The 18,593-nt window shown below is 62.2% G+C and carries 15 protein-coding genes and 1 pseudogene; 14 read left to right on the plus strand and 2 right to left on the minus strand.

Features of this window, described 5'->3' with window-relative positions; all coding sequences use genetic code 11:
- Nucleotides 1-303 precede the first annotated feature (303 nt).
- From LFL96_RS34830 to LFL96_RS34870, 9 genes and pseudogenes are all read left to right on the plus strand, one after another.
- Nucleotides 304-1,533, plus strand: coding sequence for an acyl-CoA dehydrogenase family protein (locus LFL96_RS34830; protein ID WP_281004207.1), 1,230 nt, complete (start codon nt 304-306; stop codon nt 1,531-1,533).
- A gap of 2 nt (nt 1,534-1,535) precedes the next feature.
- Complete coding sequence (locus LFL96_RS34835; RefSeq protein WP_281004208.1) at nt 1,536-2,078, plus strand: flavin reductase family protein; 543 nt, start codon at nt 1,536-1,538, stop codon at nt 2,076-2,078.
- Between the two features lie 202 nt (nt 2,079-2,280).
- Complete coding sequence (mdeB, locus tag LFL96_RS34840; protein WP_281004209.1) at nt 2,281-4,956, plus strand: alpha-ketoglutarate dehydrogenase; 2,676 nt, start codon at nt 2,281-2,283, stop codon at nt 4,954-4,956.
- Between the two features lie 38 nt (nt 4,957-4,994).
- Nucleotides 4,995-6,338: a 2-oxo acid dehydrogenase subunit E2 gene (locus tag LFL96_RS34845; protein WP_281004210.1), complete on the plus strand. Its 1,344-nt coding sequence runs from the start codon at nt 4,995-4,997 to the stop codon at nt 6,336-6,338.
- Nucleotides 6,339-6,381: 43 nt separating this feature from the next.
- A complete protein-coding gene (locus LFL96_RS34850; RefSeq protein WP_281004211.1) occupies nt 6,382-6,981 on the plus strand; it encodes a VOC family protein in 600 nt (199 codons plus the stop codon).
- Between the two features lie 17 nt (nt 6,982-6,998).
- Nucleotides 6,999-7,877, plus strand: a complete 879-nt coding sequence (locus LFL96_RS34855) for a fumarylacetoacetate hydrolase family protein (RefSeq protein ID WP_281004212.1) — start codon at nt 6,999-7,001, stop codon at nt 7,875-7,877.
- 10 nt (nt 7,878-7,887) lie between these two features.
- The gene (locus LFL96_RS34860; RefSeq protein ID WP_281004213.1) at nt 7,888-8,265 is read left to right on the plus strand and encodes a nuclear transport factor 2 family protein; all 378 of its coding nucleotides are present in this window, start codon (nt 7,888-7,890) and stop codon (nt 8,263-8,265) included.
- A 358-nt stretch (nt 8,266-8,623) separates the two neighbouring features.
- Nucleotides 8,624-9,703 (plus strand): annotated as a pseudogene (locus LFL96_RS34865) (porin).
- A 67-nt stretch (nt 9,704-9,770) separates the two neighbouring features.
- The gene (locus LFL96_RS34870; RefSeq protein ID WP_281004214.1) at nt 9,771-11,393 is read left to right on the plus strand and encodes an FAD-dependent monooxygenase; all 1,623 of its coding nucleotides are present in this window, start codon (nt 9,771-9,773) and stop codon (nt 11,391-11,393) included.
- Nucleotides 11,394-11,468: 75 nt separating this feature from the next.
- On the opposite strand, the gene LFL96_RS34875 is transcribed toward LFL96_RS34870, so the two are convergent.
- Entirely contained in the window at nt 11,469-12,398 is a 930-nt protein-coding gene (locus LFL96_RS34875; RefSeq protein WP_281004215.1) for a LysR substrate-binding domain-containing protein, read from the minus strand.
- Between the two features lie 241 nt (nt 12,399-12,639).
- Here LFL96_RS34875 and LFL96_RS34880 point away from each other — a divergent pair, with 241 nt between their 5' ends.
- The 4 genes from LFL96_RS34880 (at nt 12,640) to LFL96_RS34895 (ending at nt 16,170) form a co-directional block, all read left to right on the plus strand.
- Nucleotides 12,640-13,803, plus strand: coding sequence for an iron-containing alcohol dehydrogenase (locus tag LFL96_RS34880; RefSeq protein ID WP_281004216.1), 1,164 nt, complete (start codon nt 12,640-12,642; stop codon nt 13,801-13,803).
- Between the two features lie 92 nt (nt 13,804-13,895).
- Nucleotides 13,896-14,852 (plus strand): MFS transporter, encoded by a 957-nt coding sequence (locus LFL96_RS34885; RefSeq protein WP_281004217.1) that lies wholly within the window; start codon nt 13,896-13,898, stop codon nt 14,850-14,852.
- On the plus strand, nt 14,816-15,238 hold the full coding sequence (locus LFL96_RS34890) for a hypothetical protein (RefSeq protein WP_281004218.1): 423 nt from the start codon (nt 14,816-14,818) through the stop codon (nt 15,236-15,238). The genes LFL96_RS34885 and LFL96_RS34890 overlap by 37 nt, the downstream gene beginning before the upstream one ends.
- 206 nt (nt 15,239-15,444) lie before the next feature.
- Nucleotides 15,445-16,170 carry a TetR/AcrR family transcriptional regulator gene (locus LFL96_RS34895; protein WP_281004219.1) on the plus strand — a complete coding sequence of 242 codons (726 nt, stop codon included), beginning with the start codon at nt 15,445-15,447 and terminating at the stop codon, nt 16,168-16,170.
- A gap of 33 nt (nt 16,171-16,203) precedes the next feature.
- On the opposite strand, the gene LFL96_RS34900 is transcribed toward LFL96_RS34895, so the two are convergent.
- Nucleotides 16,204-17,226, minus strand: coding sequence for an amidohydrolase family protein (locus tag LFL96_RS34900; RefSeq protein WP_281004220.1), 1,023 nt, complete (start codon nt 17,224-17,226; stop codon nt 16,204-16,206).
- A gap of 112 nt (nt 17,227-17,338) precedes the next feature.
- Between LFL96_RS34900 and LFL96_RS34905 the strand changes: the two genes are divergently transcribed.
- Entirely contained in the window at nt 17,339-18,586 is a 1,248-nt protein-coding gene (locus LFL96_RS34905; RefSeq protein WP_281004221.1) for an acyl-CoA dehydrogenase family protein, read from the plus strand.
- The last annotated feature ends 7 nt before the right edge of the window (nt 18,587-18,593 follow it).

An 18,593-nucleotide genomic window follows, 5' to 3' on the forward strand; every position in this document is an offset into this window, starting at 1 on the left:
ATGCATGCCACTGGAAGCTGCCATCAGCTTTCGACGGTAATCCGCAGCCTGTTACCGCGTAATGACGTTTTGTCAGAGTGACAAACGCGATCTAGTCGGAAACCCTGGCGTCGTCGAATTCGCTTGCACGAGCCCAAACCGGCTCCTAAGATTTGTCTCAAGTTTCGCAGTGACAAAAACGTCGTTATAAAAACAAGAGGCGCTTACAAAACCGGATCGCAGTTTAGCCGTGATGTGAAAAACCTCGCTGCGAAGCACGTAGATTAATAGTGACATAAACGTATACTATTGAAGGAGATGAAGATGGTCGAAGAAGCGATCGCGCTTGCCGAAGCCTACGTATCGGAAGAAACGGCTCACGAGCCGTGCTTGCAGGAATTGACCCGACGCGCCGAGGCTTTGCAGCCTTTGTTGTTCAAGAACGCCGCCGAGTCGGAAAAAAATCGCCGCGCCAGCGAAGAAAATATCCGTGCGATCGCCGAGGCTGGGCTTTTCCGTTTGATGGTGCCTAAGCGCTACGGTGGCTACGAAGGTACGGTCCGTTCGCATCTGGAAGTCTCTGCGGCACTCGGCGAGGCATGCGGCGGGACCGCGTGGGTGGTGGCGTTGACCAATGTCTGCGCGTGGTTCACCGGGCTGTTCCCGCAGAAAGCGCAGGATGAAGTGTTCGGCGCCAATGCCGATGCGCGAGTGTCGGGCGTCTTCACGCCATCCAAACAGTCGCGCCGCGTGGAAGGCGGACTCGTCATTTCCGGCAAATGGTATTTCTCGTCGGGCTCGCTGCATGCCGACTGGGCGATGGTCGGCGTGATCGAGCACGATCAGAACGGTGCGTTCAAGGCGCAGTATCTGGCACTGGTTCCGATGTCCGAACTTTCGATCGAGGACACGTGGTACACGGCCGGCATGCGCGCGTCAGGCAGCAACTGCATTGTCGGCAATGAAGTGTTCGTGCCCGAGCATCGGCTGATGGACATCATGGCGGCAGTGAAGGGCGTCTACCCGACCGAACGCACGGACGAGGCCAGCTATCGCGCGGCGTTCGTGCCGGTCGCCGCGCTGATTCTGACGGGACCGCAACTCGGCATGGGCCGTGGGGCGCTCAGGTATGTGATCGAGAAGGCGCCGCAGCGCGCGATTGCCTATACGTCGTTCGAGAAGCAGACGGATTCGACCGTGTTCCAGATGCAGATTGCCGATGCCGCGCTGAAGATCGATACGGCCGAGCTACGCGCGTTCCGCTCCGCCGATCAGATCGACGAAGCGGCCAGGCTCGGCGCGCAACTCGACTATCTGACGAAGGCCCGAGTTCGCGCGGACACTGGCCTCATCACGACGCTCATCACCGACGCGCTCAACGTGCTGCTGTCGGCCCACGGCGCAGGCAGCTTTGCCGAAAGCAGTCCAATGCAGCGCTGGTGGCGCGATTCGAACACCGCTGCGCGTCACGCGGTCGGCTTGCCGGCGATCGGCAACGAGGTCTACGGCAAGGCGCTTCTCGGTGTGGAAAACACGGTTACGCCGCTGGTGTGATCATGGCCGATACACATTCCTCTGAGCCTACTGGTTCGCTGGACCCGAAGCTCTTGCGCGCCACAATGGGCCTCTTCGCGACCGGCGTGACGGTTGTGACCTTTACTGCCGACGGTCAGCCTGCCGGAATGACCGCCAACGCGTTCATGTCCGTGTCGCTGGAACCTCCGCTCGTGCTCGTTTCCGTCAGAGCGAGTTCGCGGTTCAACGACTGGGTGCGAGAGGGCGTCCGCTACGGCATCAATTTTCTCGCCGAAGATCAGCGTGCGCTCAGCGGACATTTTGGTGGGCGCACTGTTGAAAATATGCAAGTGCCGTATTGCGAGCGAGATGGAACGCCTTTGATCGAAGGCAGCCTGGTCCACATCGTCGCGCGCACGGTGGACGTGCATCCCGCGGGCGACCATCTTCTGTATATCGGGGAAGTGGAGCACATCCGCTTCGGCGAACAGCGCAGGCCGTTGATTTTCTACAGCGGCAAATTTCAGCAGGTTCACACCCATGCGCCGATGATTTCCGCAAACGGCTGTATCGAGGGATGGTAGTAAGAGCGCGCGCTGCCACTCGCCGAAATGGGACAGCGTTAGGGCTTGCAGTCGCGGCAATTCGACAGGCACCGGTCGGATGCGTTTAGTCATGCGAAATATCACCGACTAGTTGAGCATGTGATCGGATCCTGAAAGCGGACAGCGGCGCGCAACTGGAGCGCACCAGCATGCGCGGCAACCACGACAATCGAGTACCGATATGAAGTCTGAATCTTATGAACTGTTGGAGACGGCAAACCTGCCGTCGGAGCAGGATTCCGATCGCGAGGAAACGACCGAATGGCTCGACGCGCTGGAAAGCGTAGCGCGCGCTGCAGGCGTGGACCGCGTGTCTTTCCTGTTGCAGCGGCTGGCAGAGCACGCGAGTCATCTCGGCGTGTCGCCCGCGGCACATCCGTATTCGCTGTATCAGAATACCATTGCGCTGGAAGATCAGCCCGCCTATCCCGGCGATCTGGCAATGGAGGAACGCATCACGTCCGTCATTCGCTGGAATGCACTCGCAATGGTCGCGAAGGCCAACAAGGCGTATGGTGAACTGGGCGGCCACATCGCCAGCTATGCGTCCGCAGCCGAAATCTTCGAAGTGGGCTTCAACCACTTCTTTAAAGCGGACAGTGAGACCGCGAAGGGCGATCTCGTCTATTTTCAGCCTCACTCGGCGCCGGGCGTCTACGCGCGCGCCTTTCTCGAAGGACGGCTCGACGAAGCGCATCTCGACCGTTATCGCCAGGAAGTAGACGGCGGCGGATTGTGCTCGTATCCGCATCCGTGGCTGATGCCCGAGTTCTGGCAGTTTCCCACGGGGTCGATGGGAATCGGCCCGATCAGTTCCATTTATCAGGCCCGTTTCCTGCGCTACCTCGAACATCGCGGCATTGCCCCGACCGAGGGGCGTCGCGTGTGGGGCGTATTCGGCGACGGCGAAATGGACGAGCCTGAGGCGATCGCTGCGCTTTCGCTCGCGGCGCGCGAACGGCTCGACAACCTGACCTTCGTGATCAACTGCAATTTGCAGCGGCTGGACGGCCCGGTTCGCGGCAATGGGCAAATCATTCAGGAGCTCGAATCGACTTTCAGCGGTGCCGGCTGGAACGTGATCAAGGTGGTGTGGGGATCCGACTGGGACGCGCTCTTCGCGCGAGATCATCAGCATGTGCTTTTGCGCCGTTTCGCTGCGACAGTAGATGGCCAATACCAGACGCTGGGCGCGAATGACGGCGCGTATAACCGCGCGCATTTCTTCGATCTCGATCCCGAATTGCAGGCGCTCGTGTCGCATATGTCGCCGGCCGAGATCGACGGGTTGCGGCGCGGCGGGCACGATTTCCGCAAACTGTATGCGGCGTTCGACGCCGCTTCGAAGCACCGCGGCAGGCCGACTGTCATTCTCGCGAAAACGAAGAAGGGCTTCGGCATGGGGCAGGCGGGCGAGTCGCGCAACACGTCGCATCAGCAGAAAAAGCTGGACGTGGACGCGCTCAAGGCGTTTCGCGACCGCTTTGCGTTGCCGCTCGACGACGCTGCGCTCGGCGACATGAGCTTCTATAAGCCGGCCGACGGAAGCCCCGAGCAGCGTTATCTTCACGAGCGCCGCGCGGCGTTGAATGGCTACATGCCGAAGCGGACCACGCATGCTCCGCCGGTCGCGGTGCCGCCGCTGGAGAGCTACGCGAAGTTTGCGCTGGAACCCGACGCGCGTGAAATCTCGACTACCACGGCGGTGGTGCGCCTGTTCACCAATCTGCTGAAGGACAAGGAGCTGGGTCCGCGTATCGTGCCGATCGTCGCGGACGAGGCACGCACGTTCGGCATGGCCAATCTGTTCCGTCAGGTCGGCATCTACTCGCCGCTGGGGCAGTTGTATGAACCGGAAGACGCCGGCTCGATGCTGTACTACAAGGAGTCGAAGGACGGCCAGCTGCTGGAGGAGGGAATCACCGAGGCGGGTGCCATTTCGTCATGGGTCGCCGCGGCGACCTCGTACAGTGTGAGCGGCGTGGCGATGCTGCCGTTCTACATCTACTACTCCATGTTCGGTTTTCAGCGCGTGGGCGACCTGATCTGGGCCGCCGCCGACCAGCGCGCGCGAGGTTTTCTGATCGGCGCGACCGCGGGACGCACGACACTGTCCGGCGAAGGTCTGCAGCACCAGGACGGCACGAGCCATCTGATCGCCTCGACGGTGCCCAATTGCCGGGCCTACGATCCCGCGTTTTCCAGCGAAGTCGCGGTGATCGTCGATCACGGCAGCCGTCGCATGCTCGAGGCGCAGCACGACGAGTTCTATTACCTGACGGTCACTAACGAGAACTACGCGCACGCGCCGCTCGACGCCGACGCGCATGCGGACGTTATCAAAGGAATGCGCCGATTCGGCGCGCGCGGGCCGCAAGACGTGCCAGCCGCGGTGCGTCTGCTCGGCTCGGGCGCGATCTTGCGCGAAGTCATCGCGGCGGCCGAGCTGCTCGCCGCCGACTGGGACGTTGCATCTGAAATCTGGAGCGTCACGAGCTTTTCGGAACTGGCACGCGACGCCCGCGGCGTCGAACGCGCTGCGCTGTTCGGAGCGGGGAGTGCGCCGCAGAGCCACGTGGCGCGCTGTCTCGCGGGCGATGCGCCAGTGGTCGCGGCGAGCGACTACGTGCGGGCGTATCCGCAGCTGATTGCATCGTATATCGACGCGCCTTACATCGCGCTCGGCACTGACGGCTTCGGGCGCAGTGATACGCGTCCCGCGCTGCGGCGCTTCTTCGAGGTCGATCGCTATCACATCGCGCTGGCGGCGCTCGCTTCGATAGATCGCGAGAAACATGCGCAGGCGCTGCGACGCTATGACATCGAAGCGGGCTCCGATGCGCCGTGGAATTGCTAGTTCATTCAATCGCAGCACGCTGACAGAAAGGATCGGACATGCAGCAGTTAAGGGTTCCTGATATTGGAGACTACAGGAATATTTCCGTGATCGACGTGCTGATCAGAGCCGGCGACACGATCGATGTCGAACAGTCGCTCATCACGCTCGAATCCGACAAGGCGACGATGGACGTCCCGAGCACCTTCGCGGGCACGATACGCGAAGTGCTGCTCAAACCCGGCGATGTCGTGTCGATGGGCAGCGTCATTGCGCACATCGAGTTCGCGGACGCGGCTTCGGGCGCGAGCGGTGACGCGAACGAGAGCACGAACGCAGCGCCGGCCGCGCCGCAGAGCGAGCCGGGAAAGGCGAGTGCCCTGCGGGATCGAGCGGCCAGCGAACCCCAGGCCGCCGCTGCTCCGGCCGCGCCAATCACGCCTGTTGAAGTGCCGACCATCGCGGCCGGCTCCGCATCCGCAAGCCGAGTGACTATCGCGGCGGGCCCGTCGGTGCGCAAACTGGCCCGCGAACTGGGTGTCGTGCTAACCGACGTGAAGCCCGGCGACCGCAATGCCCGCGTGCTTCGCGAAGACGTGCTGGCCCACGTCAAAGCCACGCTGGCGAGCTCGGCATCTGCGGTCGCTGCGGCTGTTGCATCATCGGACGGTCTCGATTTGCTGCCGTGGCCCGAAGTGGATTTCGCCAGGTTCGGCCCGGTCGAGCGAAACCCGCTCTCGCGCATCAAGCGCATCTCCGGCGGCAACCTGCATCGCAATTGGGTGCGCATTCCGCACGTCACCAATTTCGATCAGGCCGACATCACGGATCTGGAGGCGCTGCGCGTCACGCTCAATCGCGAGGCACGCGAGGGCAGCGCGAAGGTGACAGTGCTCGCGTTTCTGATCAAGGCGTGCGTGAGCGCGTTGCAGCGCTTTGCGCAATTCAACGTGAGCCTCGACGGTCAGGACCTCGTGCAAAAGCACTACTTCCATATTGGCTTTGCCGCGGATACGCCGAATGGTCTTGTCGTTCCGGTCATTCGCGACGCGGATCGCAAGGGCGTTGCGGCAATTGCGGAAGAAATGGCGGAACTCGCGAAAACCGCCCGCGCGGGCAAGCTCGCGGCCGCCCAGATGCAGGGTGGCTGCATGTCGATCTCGTCACTCGGCGGCATTGGCGGCACGCATTTCACGCCCATCATCAATGCGCCGGAAGTCGCGATTCTCGGTGTAGGCAAGGCCGAGACCAGACCGGTATGGAATGGCTCGGCGTTCGAGCCGCGCCTGGTTCTTCCGCTGTCGCTTTCGTGGGATCACCGCGCGGTCGACGGCGCGGAGGCCGGGCGTTTTCTTGCCTACCTCGCAGCATTGATGACCGACTTCCGTCGCGCGATGCTTTGACGCGACCCCCGGCAGCATCCTTCAACAACAAAGGAGACATGGCATGAGCACCACGCAGACATCGCACCCGACTCACCCATCCGCGCCGGGCGCAACGGACGCGCCGGCGCGCGTCGTGCCCTTCAAGATGGCTCATCTCGTCTACCGTTGCCGCCGTCGCGACGAAACGGTGGCCTGGTATCAGCAGCTCTTTCAGGCGAACATCGTGTTCAAGGACGATGTGCTGACGTTCATTACCTACGACGACGAACACCATCGGCTGGCGTTCTTCAACATGCCGGACATTCCGCCAAAGGGCGCGGACACGGCGGGCGCGCACCACGTCGCCTACAGTTTCCGTACGATCGGCGAGTTGCTCGCCACGTACGTGCGCCTCAAAGCCGTCGGCATTCTGCCGTACTGGTGCATCAATCACGGTCCGACCACATCGCTGTATTTCCGCGACCCCGAGGGCAACGACATCGAGTTCCAGGTGGACAACAACGACAACCCCGGCGCGTATTTCCGTTCGAAAGAATTTGCGCAGAACCCGATCGGCGTCGAATTCGATGCCGACGAGCTCGTGCTGATGTGGGAGGCCGGCGCGACCGATGCCGAACTATGCAAGGTCGGCACCGCCGCGACCGGCAAATGCAGCTTTTGATGACCGGAGCGTTTTGAGTGAAACTCGTGACATTTCTCCTGCCGGGAGACGTGCCGGCAACAGGTGTCGTTGTAGATGACGGGATAGTTCGGATAGCGAAGCACATTGCCGACGCGCCCGCAGACATGACCGGTCTCATCGAGGCGTGGCCGTCGTTCAGTGAGCGCGTGCGGCAATTGGCATCCAATACGCGCGCCGATATTGCGCTGGACGAGGTGACGCTGCTCGCGCCCGTGCTGCGGCCGCCCAAGATACTCGGTATCGGTTTGAACTACGCCGACCATCTCGCCGAGTCCGGCATGGCAAAGCCGGCGGATCAGCTATGGTTCGCAAAGATGTCCACATCGGCCGCCGGGCCGTTTGCAACGATCGAACTGCCGCGTGTGTCGGAACAGCTCGACTACGAGGCGGAGCTTGCATTCGTGATCGGCAAGCGCTGCCGGCACGTGTCGCGCGAGCGCGCTCGGGACGTGATCTTCGGCTATTGCGCGGCCAACGACGTCAGCGTGCGCGACTGGCAACTGCGTACTTCGCAATTTACGCTTGGCAAATCGTTCGACACGCATGCGCCGTTCGGCCCCTGGATCGTCACACCCGACGAGATCGCCGATCCGCACGAATTAGGCATTCGCTGTTTCGTGAACGGCCACAAACGGCAGGATTCGAATACCCGCGAATTGATTTTCGACTGCTTCGACCAGATCGAGCACCTGTCCAAGGTCATGACACTGGAACCGGGCGATGTGATTTTGTCGGGTACGCCGGGCGGTGTCGGGGTTGCCTACACCCCGCCGCGATGGTTGCGCGCCGGCGACCGCGTGAGAGTCGAGATCGATGGAATCGGTGCGATTGAAAACGTGGTGCGCGCCGAGTCGGATCACATCATTCATCAATAAAGGAGACGCTATGACCGAGGGATCGATCCAGCAGGAAATCGTTCGCCTGGAGCAGGCGCGCTGCCGTGCGCTTGTCGAAGCGGATATCGATTCGCTGGACAAACTGGTAGCGGAAGACGTCGTACACGTGCACGCGAATGGCAACGCGGACGACAAGGCGGCGTATCTGCGCATGGTCGAAAAGAATATTCGCTTTCTCGACGCAAGCCGCGAGAAACTCGACGTCAGGGTTTACGGCGAGTTTGCGGTCGCGACGGGCGCGCTGAATCAGACGATCGAGATGAAAGAGTCGGCGCAGCGAATTGTCCTGCATGTGATGACCACGCAGGTCTGGGCACGCCGCGCCGGCGCGTGGCAACAGGTGAGTTTCCAGGCCACCAATCTGTAGAAGCGCCTGGCGCCACGTTGGCCGCCCGGCTTTCGAATTCTGTCGAGGAAGCGAAAACGGGCGCCTTACATTGCAGTCCCAGCTCTTCACGCGAAACCGTTTCAGGGCGCACGGTTATGTGTGTCCAGCATAAGGCGCATTGATTTGGCATCTGCCGTGAGTTGCCGGATCGACAGACACTGCTATGGCTAGCAGGCGCGGCGGCTCGACGAATCACCCGGACGCCGCGCCTTTTACACAGTGGTCCTGTATCTCAAGACGCTGTATGAAAGTTAGCATGACTACATATAAGAGTGAGCGCAGTGTCTGTTCCGGCGCGCTCACGATGACTGGTTAAAAAATAAAATCAGGAGACGGCATGAAAAGGATCGCGTTCGCGGTATCGCTGTTGTGTTTCTCGCTCGCTGCTCACGCACAGGGCAGTGTCACGCTGTTTGGATTGCTCGACGAAGGGTTGACTTTCGTTACCGATGTAAAAGGCGGCAAGCAGTTCGCGCTGCAGGATTCCATCCAGTTTCCTAGCGTGATCGGCTTCCAGGGAAAAGAAGACCTGGGCGGCGGGACAACGGCGATTTTTTAGTTGATTTCGCAGATTAGTGTCAGCACGGGTGCATTTATTTCGCCGGGCACCATGTTCAACCGGACAGCGCTGGTCGGATTGAACAACCTCGACTACGGCAAGCTGACATTCGGCAATCTGTACAGCGTCATGATGGACAGTCTGGTGTTTGGCGGCTTCGACGCGGCGTTTACATACGGCGGTTTGTACAACCTGAGGCAAGGGCCGTTCGCGAAGCTCGGCATGCCGCAGAATCCGACAGGTTCGTTCGAATTCGATCAACTCGGTGCCGCCGGCATTCCGAATTCGGTCAAGTACGTATCGCCGATTTTTCACGGTGCCTCCGCGGCCGCGCAGTACAGCTTCGGCGGCGTAGCCGGAGCGTTTAATGCAAGCCGGGCGATGTCGTTCGCACTCAATTTCCAGGCCGCGAACCTGGCCGCCGCGCTGACCTACTTGGACCGGCGCTATCCGTCCATGAGCAACGGACTCGACGGCATTCGCAACTATGGCGCGGGTCTGAAATACAGCTTTTCCGACGTGACGGCGAGCGCCCTCTTCACGGAGACGCAGAACACGCTGAGCGGCGCGAAGATCTGGGTCGTGCAGGGGGGAGCCCAGCGCTGGTTCGGAACGGCGTGGCTGGTCGGCGCCAACTATCAATACATGAAAGGCAACGCGCAGCTGAGTCATAACAAGGCGAGCCAGGTGACGGCGGGTGTTCAGTACTGGGTTTCGAAGCGCACCGACGTGTATCTCAACGCCGTGTTTCAGCAGGCCGGCGGCGATGCGGGCGCGGACGCATGGATCAATGGTTTGTCGCCGTCGTCGTCATCGCGTCAAACGGCGCTGCGCATCGGGCTTGCCACGACTTTTTGACAGCGCTCGCGCGTACGGAGTGAATGTCTGCCGGCAAGCGATAACCAGAACCGCGCACCTACCTTACATGATCGAAGAAAACCATATCCAGACGAAAGTGCTTATCGTGGGAGCGGGGCCGACAGGGCTCGCGCTGGCGATCGAACTCGGCAGTCGTTCTATTCCATGCATTCTGATCGAACGGAATGACCGCGCCGGGCATGCGCCGCGCGCCAAAACCACGAATGTGCGGACGAGAGAACATCTTCGGCGCTGGGGCATTGCCGACCGCCTGGCCGCCGCATCGCCGTTAGGGCTCGATTATCCTTCTCACATCCTGTTTGTCACGCGTCTCGGGGGTCATCGGCTTGCGAAGTTCGAGCATGTGCTCGACTGCAAGCCCGACAAGAATCCACATTTTTCCGAGCACGCGCAGTGGATTCCACAGTACCTGTTCGAGGAGGTGCTGAAGAACCACGCGCAGTCACTTCCTTGCGTGGATATTCGCTTTTCCACCGCATTTGAGTCGTTCGAGCAAAACGACGACGGTGTGCTCGCAACGATCCGCAGCCGCACGACCGGCGGCACGCAGACCGTGCATTGCGACTACCTGGTCGGCGCCGACGGCGCGCGCAGCATGGTTCGCGAACTGATCGGCGCGAAGATGTCGGGCACTTATGGCTTGTCAAGAAACTACAACATCGTTTTTCGCGCGCCCGGTCTTGCAACCGCGCACGACCACGGTCCCGGCATCATGTACTGGCAGGTCAACGCCGATGTACCGAGCCTGATCGGTCCAATGGACAAAGGCGACAAGTGGTTCTTCATGCCGACCAATGTGCCGAAGGATTTCAAACTGACCGATGACGAAGCGGCCGCGCTGATTCGCAAGGCGACCGGCATCGACCTTCCATACGAGGTGCTCAGTACCGACGAATGGGTGGCCAGCCGCCTGATCGCGGACAAGTACCGCGACCGGCGCGTTTTTCTCGCAGGCGATGCGTGTCATTTGCATCCGCCAATGGGCGGTTACGGAATGAACATGGGTGTCGCCGACGGCGTCGATCTTGGCTGGAAAATTGCGGCCGTGCTTGAGGGGTGGGGCGGCAGCGCGCTGCTTGACAGCTACGAAAGCGAGAGGCGGCCCGTCCATGGTTTCGTCATGGATGAAGCCGTCGCGAATCATTCGGTACTCGGCCCGCAACTCTTCCAGTCCGGGATCGAGGACGACACGCCCGAAGGCGAGCACGCCCGACTTGAAGCCGGCCAGCATATCCAGCAAGCGAAAGCCAGGGAATTCCTGAACCTGCGCGTGGTACTCGGCTATCACTACGGCGGCTCTGCGCTCGTGATGGAAGATGGCACCACAACGGCGCAACAGAACACCGCTGAGTACACTGCTTCGGCTCGTCCAGGAAGCCTCGCGCCGCACGCTTGGCTCGACGACGGTAGTTCGTTGTACGATGGATTTGGGAAGGGATTCACGTTATTGATTGCCGGCGAGGCCGACGCGCACGATCTCTCGCGAGCGGCCGCCAATGCCGCCGAAGCGGGCGTCCCGCTGGCCGTCCATGCGCCTGCGCACGAGGGCCTCGCGCAACTGTATGAAGCACGCTATGCGCTGATTCGTCCGGATCAGCACGTGGCCTGGCGCGGGAACGCGTGGCCAGAGGACGGCAAACAAGTGTTCTTGCGCGTGACGGGGCGCTGAAGTGACGCGCCGCGGGTTCTCTACAAACGGTTTGTCCGCAACGGGGCGCGCGGATGCGCAGGCCACGGCGTCTCCCTACGCGGCAACATCGAGACGGCTCGCGGCGCGCCGTAACAGGTCGCAAAGATATTCGCTTGCGGGCGTCGACGGAACACTGCTGCGCCGGACCAGCGACATCGGGGCGCCGGCGAGCGTCTCCTCTATTGGTATCGGCACCGTCAGATCGTTGGTGAGCGGAGAACCGAGCCATTGCTCGGGAACCATCACCAGCATGTCGGTGGAAAGAATCGCGGTGATCCAGCTGAGTGCCGACTCGGTCTGGAGTGCGAGCTTGGGAACCTTGAGCCCGCGCCCCGAAAAAACGCCGGCGAACTCTCGCTCTGCCTGTGACGTCACGGAGGTCGTGACCCAGCTCGCTTCCGTCAGTTGCGCAAGCGAACGCGCGCCCGCGAGCGGATGACCTTTGCGGGCCAGCACGACGCGTCTCGTCGCAAACAGAACTTCGAGCTGCAATCCGGGTGCGGTGCCGCTTTCGGGAGCCGGGCCCACGTAGAAATCGACCTGGCCGCTACGGATGCGCGCATCAATCGTCGGAAATACACCTTCGATGACGCGCAGTACGACGTTCGGATAACGTCGAACGAAAGTGCCTAGCGCTTCCTGCAGGAGTGTCAAATGCGCCATCGACGATACACAGGCGACAACCGTCCCGTGCACGGAGCCCTGCATTTGCTGAATTTCGTCGCGCGCGCGGCGCAGCTCGTTCATGGCGGTGCTCGCGCGGCGCACGAAGAGGTTGCCCATCGGCGTCAGTGCGGCGCCGGTCGCCTGTCGCTCGAGCAGGGGCGCGCCCATTTCCTTTTCGAGTTCTCGCACGCTGCGGCTCAACGCAGGTTGCGATACGCCGAGATATTTCGCGGCTGCGTTGATGCTGCCTTTCTCCGCAACCGCCAGCAGGTCGCGCAAATGATGCATCTTCATGGTATCTCGCAAGGTTCGCTGCAACAGGCTCGTTCGTCGCCATAAAAGTTCGCTGCAAGCCTACTGGTATTTGCCGCGTAATGAAATTGCGAATGACCCGAACGCGCACTCAGGAGATCGCACTTTTTTGCTTATGCCGCGCGAGCATAGCGATTCCGTTCTTCACATCTAGGCCCTTCGCGCGACGGGGCGCACAGTTCTTCGACGTGCGCTCCGAACCCGCGCTGCGCATGAAACCCGAAGTGGACGACATCAAGGAGCGGCTTTGCAGAACATCGAGAATTCCAGCGGCGCGTTGCGCAATCCAGCACCCGTTGCCACGTTATCTGTCCCTCGAACGCTGTTCGGCGCTAATGCAATTGCGTCGCTGCACAGCGAGCTCGCTGCGTTGGGCGTCGCGCGGCCGTTGCTCGTGACCGATCGCGGCGTCGTGCGAGCCGGGTTGGCCGCGCGGGCGCTCGCCGCATGCGGCGCGGAGGTCGTGATGTTCGACGGCGTGACGGAGAACCCGCTATTTGCAAATGTCGACGCAGGCGCCGCGCTGTATGCGCGGGAGCGTTGCGATGGCGTCGTTGCGTTGGGCGGCGGTTCCGTCATCGATACGGCGAAGCTGATTGCATTGCTGGCGACCAACGCGGGTTCCGTGGCCGACTACATGCGTGTGCCCGGCGTGGCCCATGTAGCGGGCGCCCCACTAATCGCGATACCGACCACAGCCGGTACGGGCAGCGAGGCGTCGGCGTCGGCGGGCATTCATCCCGACGCCGTTACGGCATCGGTCGGCATGACCTCGCGCTATCTCGTGCCGAGCGTCGCCATTCTCGATCCCGATCTGACGCTCAGTCTGCCGGCGCGTCTCACCGCGGCAACCGGCATCGACGCTTTGTCGCACTGCATCGAGGGTTATCTGTCGACGCAGAGCGTGCCGTTCGGCAAAGCGATTGCTCTGGACGGCATTGCCCGCGTAGCCGGCTCTTTGCGCCGCGCCGTGAGCGACGGCAGCGACGCCGACTCGCGCGCCGTCATGCTGAAAGCCGCATATGCCGGCGGCGTGTCGATAGGCATGGGGCTCGGGCCGGCACATGCCATCGCGCTGTCTTGCAGCGACCAGGGCTTCCACCACGGCACGTTGAGCGGAATCGGCCTCGTCGCCACGCTCGACTTCACGGCTGAACACGCGCCGGCGCAAGTCGCGCAGACCAGCGAAGCGTTCGGGGTGAACCGTGCCGTGACCCTGTCACAAGGCGTTGCGGCGTTGATGCGCGAACTGGGGCTGCCTGCGACGCTCGCGGAACTGGGCTACGTGCCGGCTGATCTGGGTGCGCTTGCGCAGGCGGCGCATGCGAGTCACTTCAATCTTCACGCGCCGGTTCGCCCCAGCGCGTCCGATTATCTGGCGATGCTGGAAATGTCGCTAAGGCCGAAATAGAGCCTTCCTTGCGCAAGAGGCAGTGCCGGGTCGATCGCGACGTCCCGACACTGACACGAAAAGAGACAGTCCAATAAAAAAACGGAGACACCATGTTCGACGATCAAATTGACAATCGGCGCGTGAGCGGCCGGCAGTTGTTGACCTACGCCCTATGCCTGACCGTGTTGATCATCGACGGGATGGATGCGCAATTGCTCGCCTTCGCGAGTCCCGTTCTGCTTGCGCAATGGCACATCACCAAGGCGCATCTCGCGCCCGCGATGGCGGCCGCGCTGGTCGGCATGGCGGCCGGCGCAACTGCGGGCGGCCTCGCCGCTGACCGCTTCGGCTGCCGTCGCACGCTGAGCGCAGCGGTCGTGGCGTTCGGCGCGACCACGCTGGCATCGGCATTTGCAAACGGAGTGACGCAACTGGTCGTGCTGCGTTTTCTGTCGGGCATCGGTTTCGGCGTTGCCGTGCCGACCGCGATGGCGCTCGTGTCCGAGTGGAGTCCGCGCAAGCGGCGCGGGCAACTGGTTCTGCTGATGTCGGTCGGAACCATGCTCGGCGGCACGCTGGGCGGCCTGCTCGCCGCGTGGCTGATTCCTGCGTTCGGGTGGCGCAGCCTCTTCGTGGTGAGCGGAGGCTTCACGGTGGTCGCTGCCGTATTGGGCGTACTTTATCTGCCGAAATCGTTGGCCTTTTTGCTGCGCAAGGCGCGCCCGGACGAAGCGCTTGCATGGCTCAGGCGAATTCTCGCAGGCGATATCGGCGCGATGCCTGCCGCGCGCGAGCGGCCCGGACTCAATGCTTCGATGCCGGAAGCGGGCGGGCGCCTGCTGTCGCCGTCCAATCTGCGTGTGAACGCCGGTTTGTGGACCGCATTCTTCACGCTGTCATATGCTGCTTACGCCTATGTGAGCTGGACGCCGCGATGCTCGTCGGTGCCGGCTTCGATCTGCAAGGCGCGATTCGTTGCACGTCGATCTATACGTTTTCAGCGGTGCTCGGCGTGCTCGTGTCCGGGGTCATGCTGCCGCGCGTCGGATCGCGCGGCCTGCTGGTGATTTCGATCGTTATGACCGCTGGCGCGACCATTGCATTTCCGAGTCTGCTGCCCGGCGGCCTGAGCACGGCGACGGCTGTGAAAATCGCCATGTTTCTCGCTGGTTTTGGCGGAGGCATGTCGCAATCGACCATCTACGCGCTCGCCGCCACGGCCTATCCTGCCGGCTATCGCGCGACGGCGCTCGGTGTATGCGTCGGCATTAGCCGCGTGGGCGGAATCGTCAGCACGTCGAGCGGCGGCATTCTGCTCGAGGCGAGTGGAGTGAGCGCCGCGCTGTACTTCACGATTCTTGCGTGCATGCTCGCGATCGGCCTGGCCGGGCTTGCCGTCATGAACCGACATATCGTCCGCCGCAGCGCCGCATGTGAATACGTGCCTTCGTGACCAATACATAAAGGCACCGTGCCCTCGCGTTTCGGATGACGTTTTTGTCATGCTTGCATGAAGACAGCGCCGTCTCGTCCATGCAAGATAACCAGACATACTTGACGTTCTTTCCCGCCGATGAATAGAATCGGCTGTCATTATGACATTGCGTCGTTGTGGCACGTGCCCGTCGGCTCGTCGGCGGATCAATGCGGAGAGACGTTGTGATCGATCATCGTACGAAGGTCGCCGAGAAAAAGCGCGTGCTGATGCGCGCGCGGCTGCTCGACGCCGCCATGCGCGTGTTTGCCGAACACTCGGGGCCGCCGCCCGTGATAGACGACGTGATTCGCGAGGCGAAAGTGTCGCGCGGCACGTTCTACAAGTACTTCGATTCACTCGAGCAGGTGCTGGTCGCGATCGGGCAGGAACTGAGCAACCAGATGACCACCGACATCATGCCCGTGTACGGCGTGCTGAGTGAACCGTGGCAACGCGCGGCGGTCGGCTTCCGGCTGTTCCTCGTGCGTGCGCTTCTGGATCGCAAATGGGCCGGCTTCGTCAGCCGCGTGGACGTGTGGCCGCATCACACGCTGGTTGCGCAGAACATGGCGGCGGATCTGGAGCGCGGTAAAGCCGCCGGACAATTTTCGTTCGACCGCGTCGAGGTGGCGACGGACTTCCTGATGGGCGCATCCGCACACGGCATTCAAACGATCCGCCAAGGCGTGGCGGACCCCAATGCGTATATGGACGCGAGCGTCAGAATGGCCCTCGCCAGCCTGGGTTGCAAAAAGAAAATTTGCGACGAGGGCGTCGCGTTTTCGTATTCGTATCTGAAAGCGTGGGCTTGCGGCGATCTGACTGCGAACAAGCCGTTATGGGCTCTCAATATGAATTCGAAAGACGGCCGTCTGTTTCTATCGCACGAACCAGTCGCGAACGCGTGAACCGGCGCGCCCGCGCCGACCCTTCGCACGTCTTCACGCCAGACCCAGCCACGCAACCGCGTTTCGCCAGCGCAACGCTTCCTCAACGGCCTCGCCCAGACCGAGCGATGCCACGCGCGCCACCGGATCGGCATCCATGATCGCGAACGGGTAGTCGGTGCCCACCATCACGCGATCGTCGCCCACCATGTCGATGAGCGACCGAATCGCGGTGGCGCTGTACAGCAGGTCGTCGTAGTAAAGGGCGCGCGCCGCATCGACGGGTGCAACGGGAATTGACTCGCGCAAAGCCCGCTGACATTCCCACGAGTACTGCATGCGCGGCAACAGTGCCTGGATTGCTCCACCGCCGTGGCTCAACGCAATGCGCAAGCGAGGGAACCGCGTCAGCAGCCCGCCGGTGATGATCGAAGCCGCCGCAAGGCCGATCTCGCCAGGAAACGCGACGATCTGTTCCAAAGAGGCCGGTCCGACGAGCCGATCCATGCCGGCCGGACGCAGCGGATGCACGAAGATCGCCGCGCCGTGCGCCTCGGCCGCCTCGAAGAACGGCCAGAAACGCGGATCGCCGATCGGCACGCCGTTCACATTGCTGCCCACTTCGATGCCCGCCAGTCCCAGCGGGCCGACCGCGAATGCGAGTTCCGCGATGGCCCGGTCGAGGTCTTGCAAGGGCGCCGCGCCGAGCGCGCTGAATCGGTCAGGCGCGTGCGCGACCATGTTCGCGAGCGTCTCGTTCAGATAGCGCGAGAGCATCGCGCCGTCTTCGGCATCGAGCCAATACGAGAGCAATTCGGGCATGGGAGACAGCACATGGCGCGTGATGCCGAGCCGCTCCATGTCCGCGCTTCGCACGCCGGTGTCCCACGCCTGATTCGACACCGTCCGATACACGTTTCCCGAAATCATCACGTGCCGGTGGCATGGCTGCGCCTCGCGCATCGACGGCCAAGCCGCGTCGGGCCGCTTGCCCGCATAGGCCGGGAAATCGTGCGGAATGACGTGAGTATGAACGTCGATGCAACCGCAGCATGTGCGCTGACCGGCGGTATTCATTCGGGTATCTCCTGGTGATTTATACGCACTTAAACGGTTGCAAAACCAACCATTCTCGGTTTTAATTCAATCACTGATTGGTTGCTTTTGCAATAGTTTTGGAGCGTTGAAAATGACATTGACTTCAAGCGTCCTGGAACGCCGGGCCGCGCCCCCTTCTGTTCTTCCCGCCGACGACGACAGCCAGTTCGCACGTCTGATGAATGCTGCCACCGAACTGCGCACGGTGGTGGCGCAGCGCGCGCGGCAGACAGAGGTGGACCGCCGTGTATCGGCCGAAATCACGCAGATAATGAAAGAAGCGGGGCTTTACCGGGTCGTGCAGCCCCGGCGTTTCGGCGGTTACGAACTGAGCCTCGAAAACTTGCGCCAGCTTGCGTTCGAAATCGGCCGTGGCTGCACTTCCACAGGCTGGTGCTATGGATTGAGCGCGGCGGCCTCGTGGGTGCTCGGCATGTTCCCCGAACAGGCGCAGCAGGACGTGTGGGGCTGCGCTCCCGACGCGCTGCTCGCGTCGTGCATTGCGCCGACCGGCAAAGCCGTTCCAACGGACGGCGGCTACCTGCTGAAGGGCCGCTGGAGCTTCGGCAGCAACAGCGACAACGCGCAATGGCTGTCGCTGGGCGCGATGGTCGAGCAGGCCGAGGGTGCCACGCCGCGCCCGATTTTTCTGCTCGTCCCGCAAGGCGAATACCGGATCGTCGATACGTGGCATACGGTCGGCCTCGCGGGCACGGGCAGCAAGGACATTGCGATCGACACCGAAGTGTTCGTTCCGGCGCATCGCTGCGTGGCATTCGCCGAGGTCCTCGACCAGCAGGCGCCGGGCGCGGAACTCCACGAGTCGGCGCTGTACCGCGTGCCGTTTTTGAGCGGGTTTCCGCCGCTGCTCGCCAATCCCGCCGTCGCGGCCTTGCGAGGCGCGATTGATGAGTTCGTGGCGAGCATTGCCGCGCGCTCCACGCGTGGCGCGTTCGCGGGCGGTGGCGCCTCGATTGCGCAGTTCGGACATGTGCAGTCGGCCGTGGCTCACGCTGAGGCGGCGGTGGATGCCGCGCAACTCATCCTGCAACGCGATCTGCAGCTGGCGACCGGTCTCGTTGCCGGCGGCGCGAAGCTGAGCGCGGAGCAACGCATCACGCTGCGTCGCGGCCATGCATACACCGTGCGGCTTTGCGTCGAGGCGATCAACGGTTTGTATGACGTAGTGGGCGGCACCGGCATCCAGCTCGACAACGGAGTGCAGCGCGCGTGGCGCGATATCAACGCGGTCGCGCATCACATCAGCGTGAACTGGCAGGCGGTGTCCACGATGTACGGACAGATGCGCCTCGGCTTGCCGCCGCGCGGCCAGTACTGAAGGAGAT

The sequence above is a fragment of the Paraburkholderia sp. D15 genome, assembly GCF_029910215.1.
Taxonomy (GTDB): domain Bacteria; phylum Pseudomonadota; class Gammaproteobacteria; order Burkholderiales; family Burkholderiaceae; genus Paraburkholderia.

Bases quoted from the DNA above. Each gene is read 5' to 3' on its own strand.
- LFL96_RS34885 (WP_281004217.1), top strand. From the start codon at position 13,896: ATGTTCGACGATCAAATTGACAATCGGCGCGTGAGCGGCCGGCAGTTG.
- LFL96_RS34835 (WP_281004208.1), top strand. From the start codon at position 1,536: ATGGCCGATACACATTCCTCTGAGCCTACTGGTTCGCTGGACCCGAAG.
- LFL96_RS34830 (WP_281004207.1), top strand. From the start codon at position 304: ATGGTCGAAGAAGCGATCGCGCTTGCCGAAGCCTACGTATCGGAAGAA.
- LFL96_RS34845 (WP_281004210.1), top strand. From the start codon at position 4,995: ATGCAGCAGTTAAGGGTTCCTGATATTGGAGACTACAGGAATATTTCC.
- LFL96_RS34850 (WP_281004211.1), top strand. From the start codon at position 6,382: ATGAGCACCACGCAGACATCGCACCCGACTCACCCATCCGCGCCGGGC.
- LFL96_RS34905 (WP_281004221.1), top strand. From the start codon at position 17,339: ATGACATTGACTTCAAGCGTCCTGGAACGCCGGGCCGCGCCCCCTTCT.
- LFL96_RS34890 (WP_281004218.1), top strand. From the start codon at position 14,816: ATGCTGCCGCGCGTCGGATCGCGCGGCCTGCTGGTGATTTCGATCGTT.
- mdeB (WP_281004209.1), top strand. From the start codon at position 2,281: ATGAAGTCTGAATCTTATGAACTGTTGGAGACGGCAAACCTGCCGTCG.
- LFL96_RS34860 (WP_281004213.1), top strand. From the start codon at position 7,888: ATGACCGAGGGATCGATCCAGCAGGAAATCGTTCGCCTGGAGCAGGCG.
- LFL96_RS34900 (WP_281004220.1), bottom strand. From the start codon at position 17,226: ATGAATACCGCCGGTCAGCGCACATGCTGCGGTTGCATCGACGTTCAT.
- LFL96_RS34870 (WP_281004214.1), top strand. From the start codon at position 9,771: ATGATCGAAGAAAACCATATCCAGACGAAAGTGCTTATCGTGGGAGCG.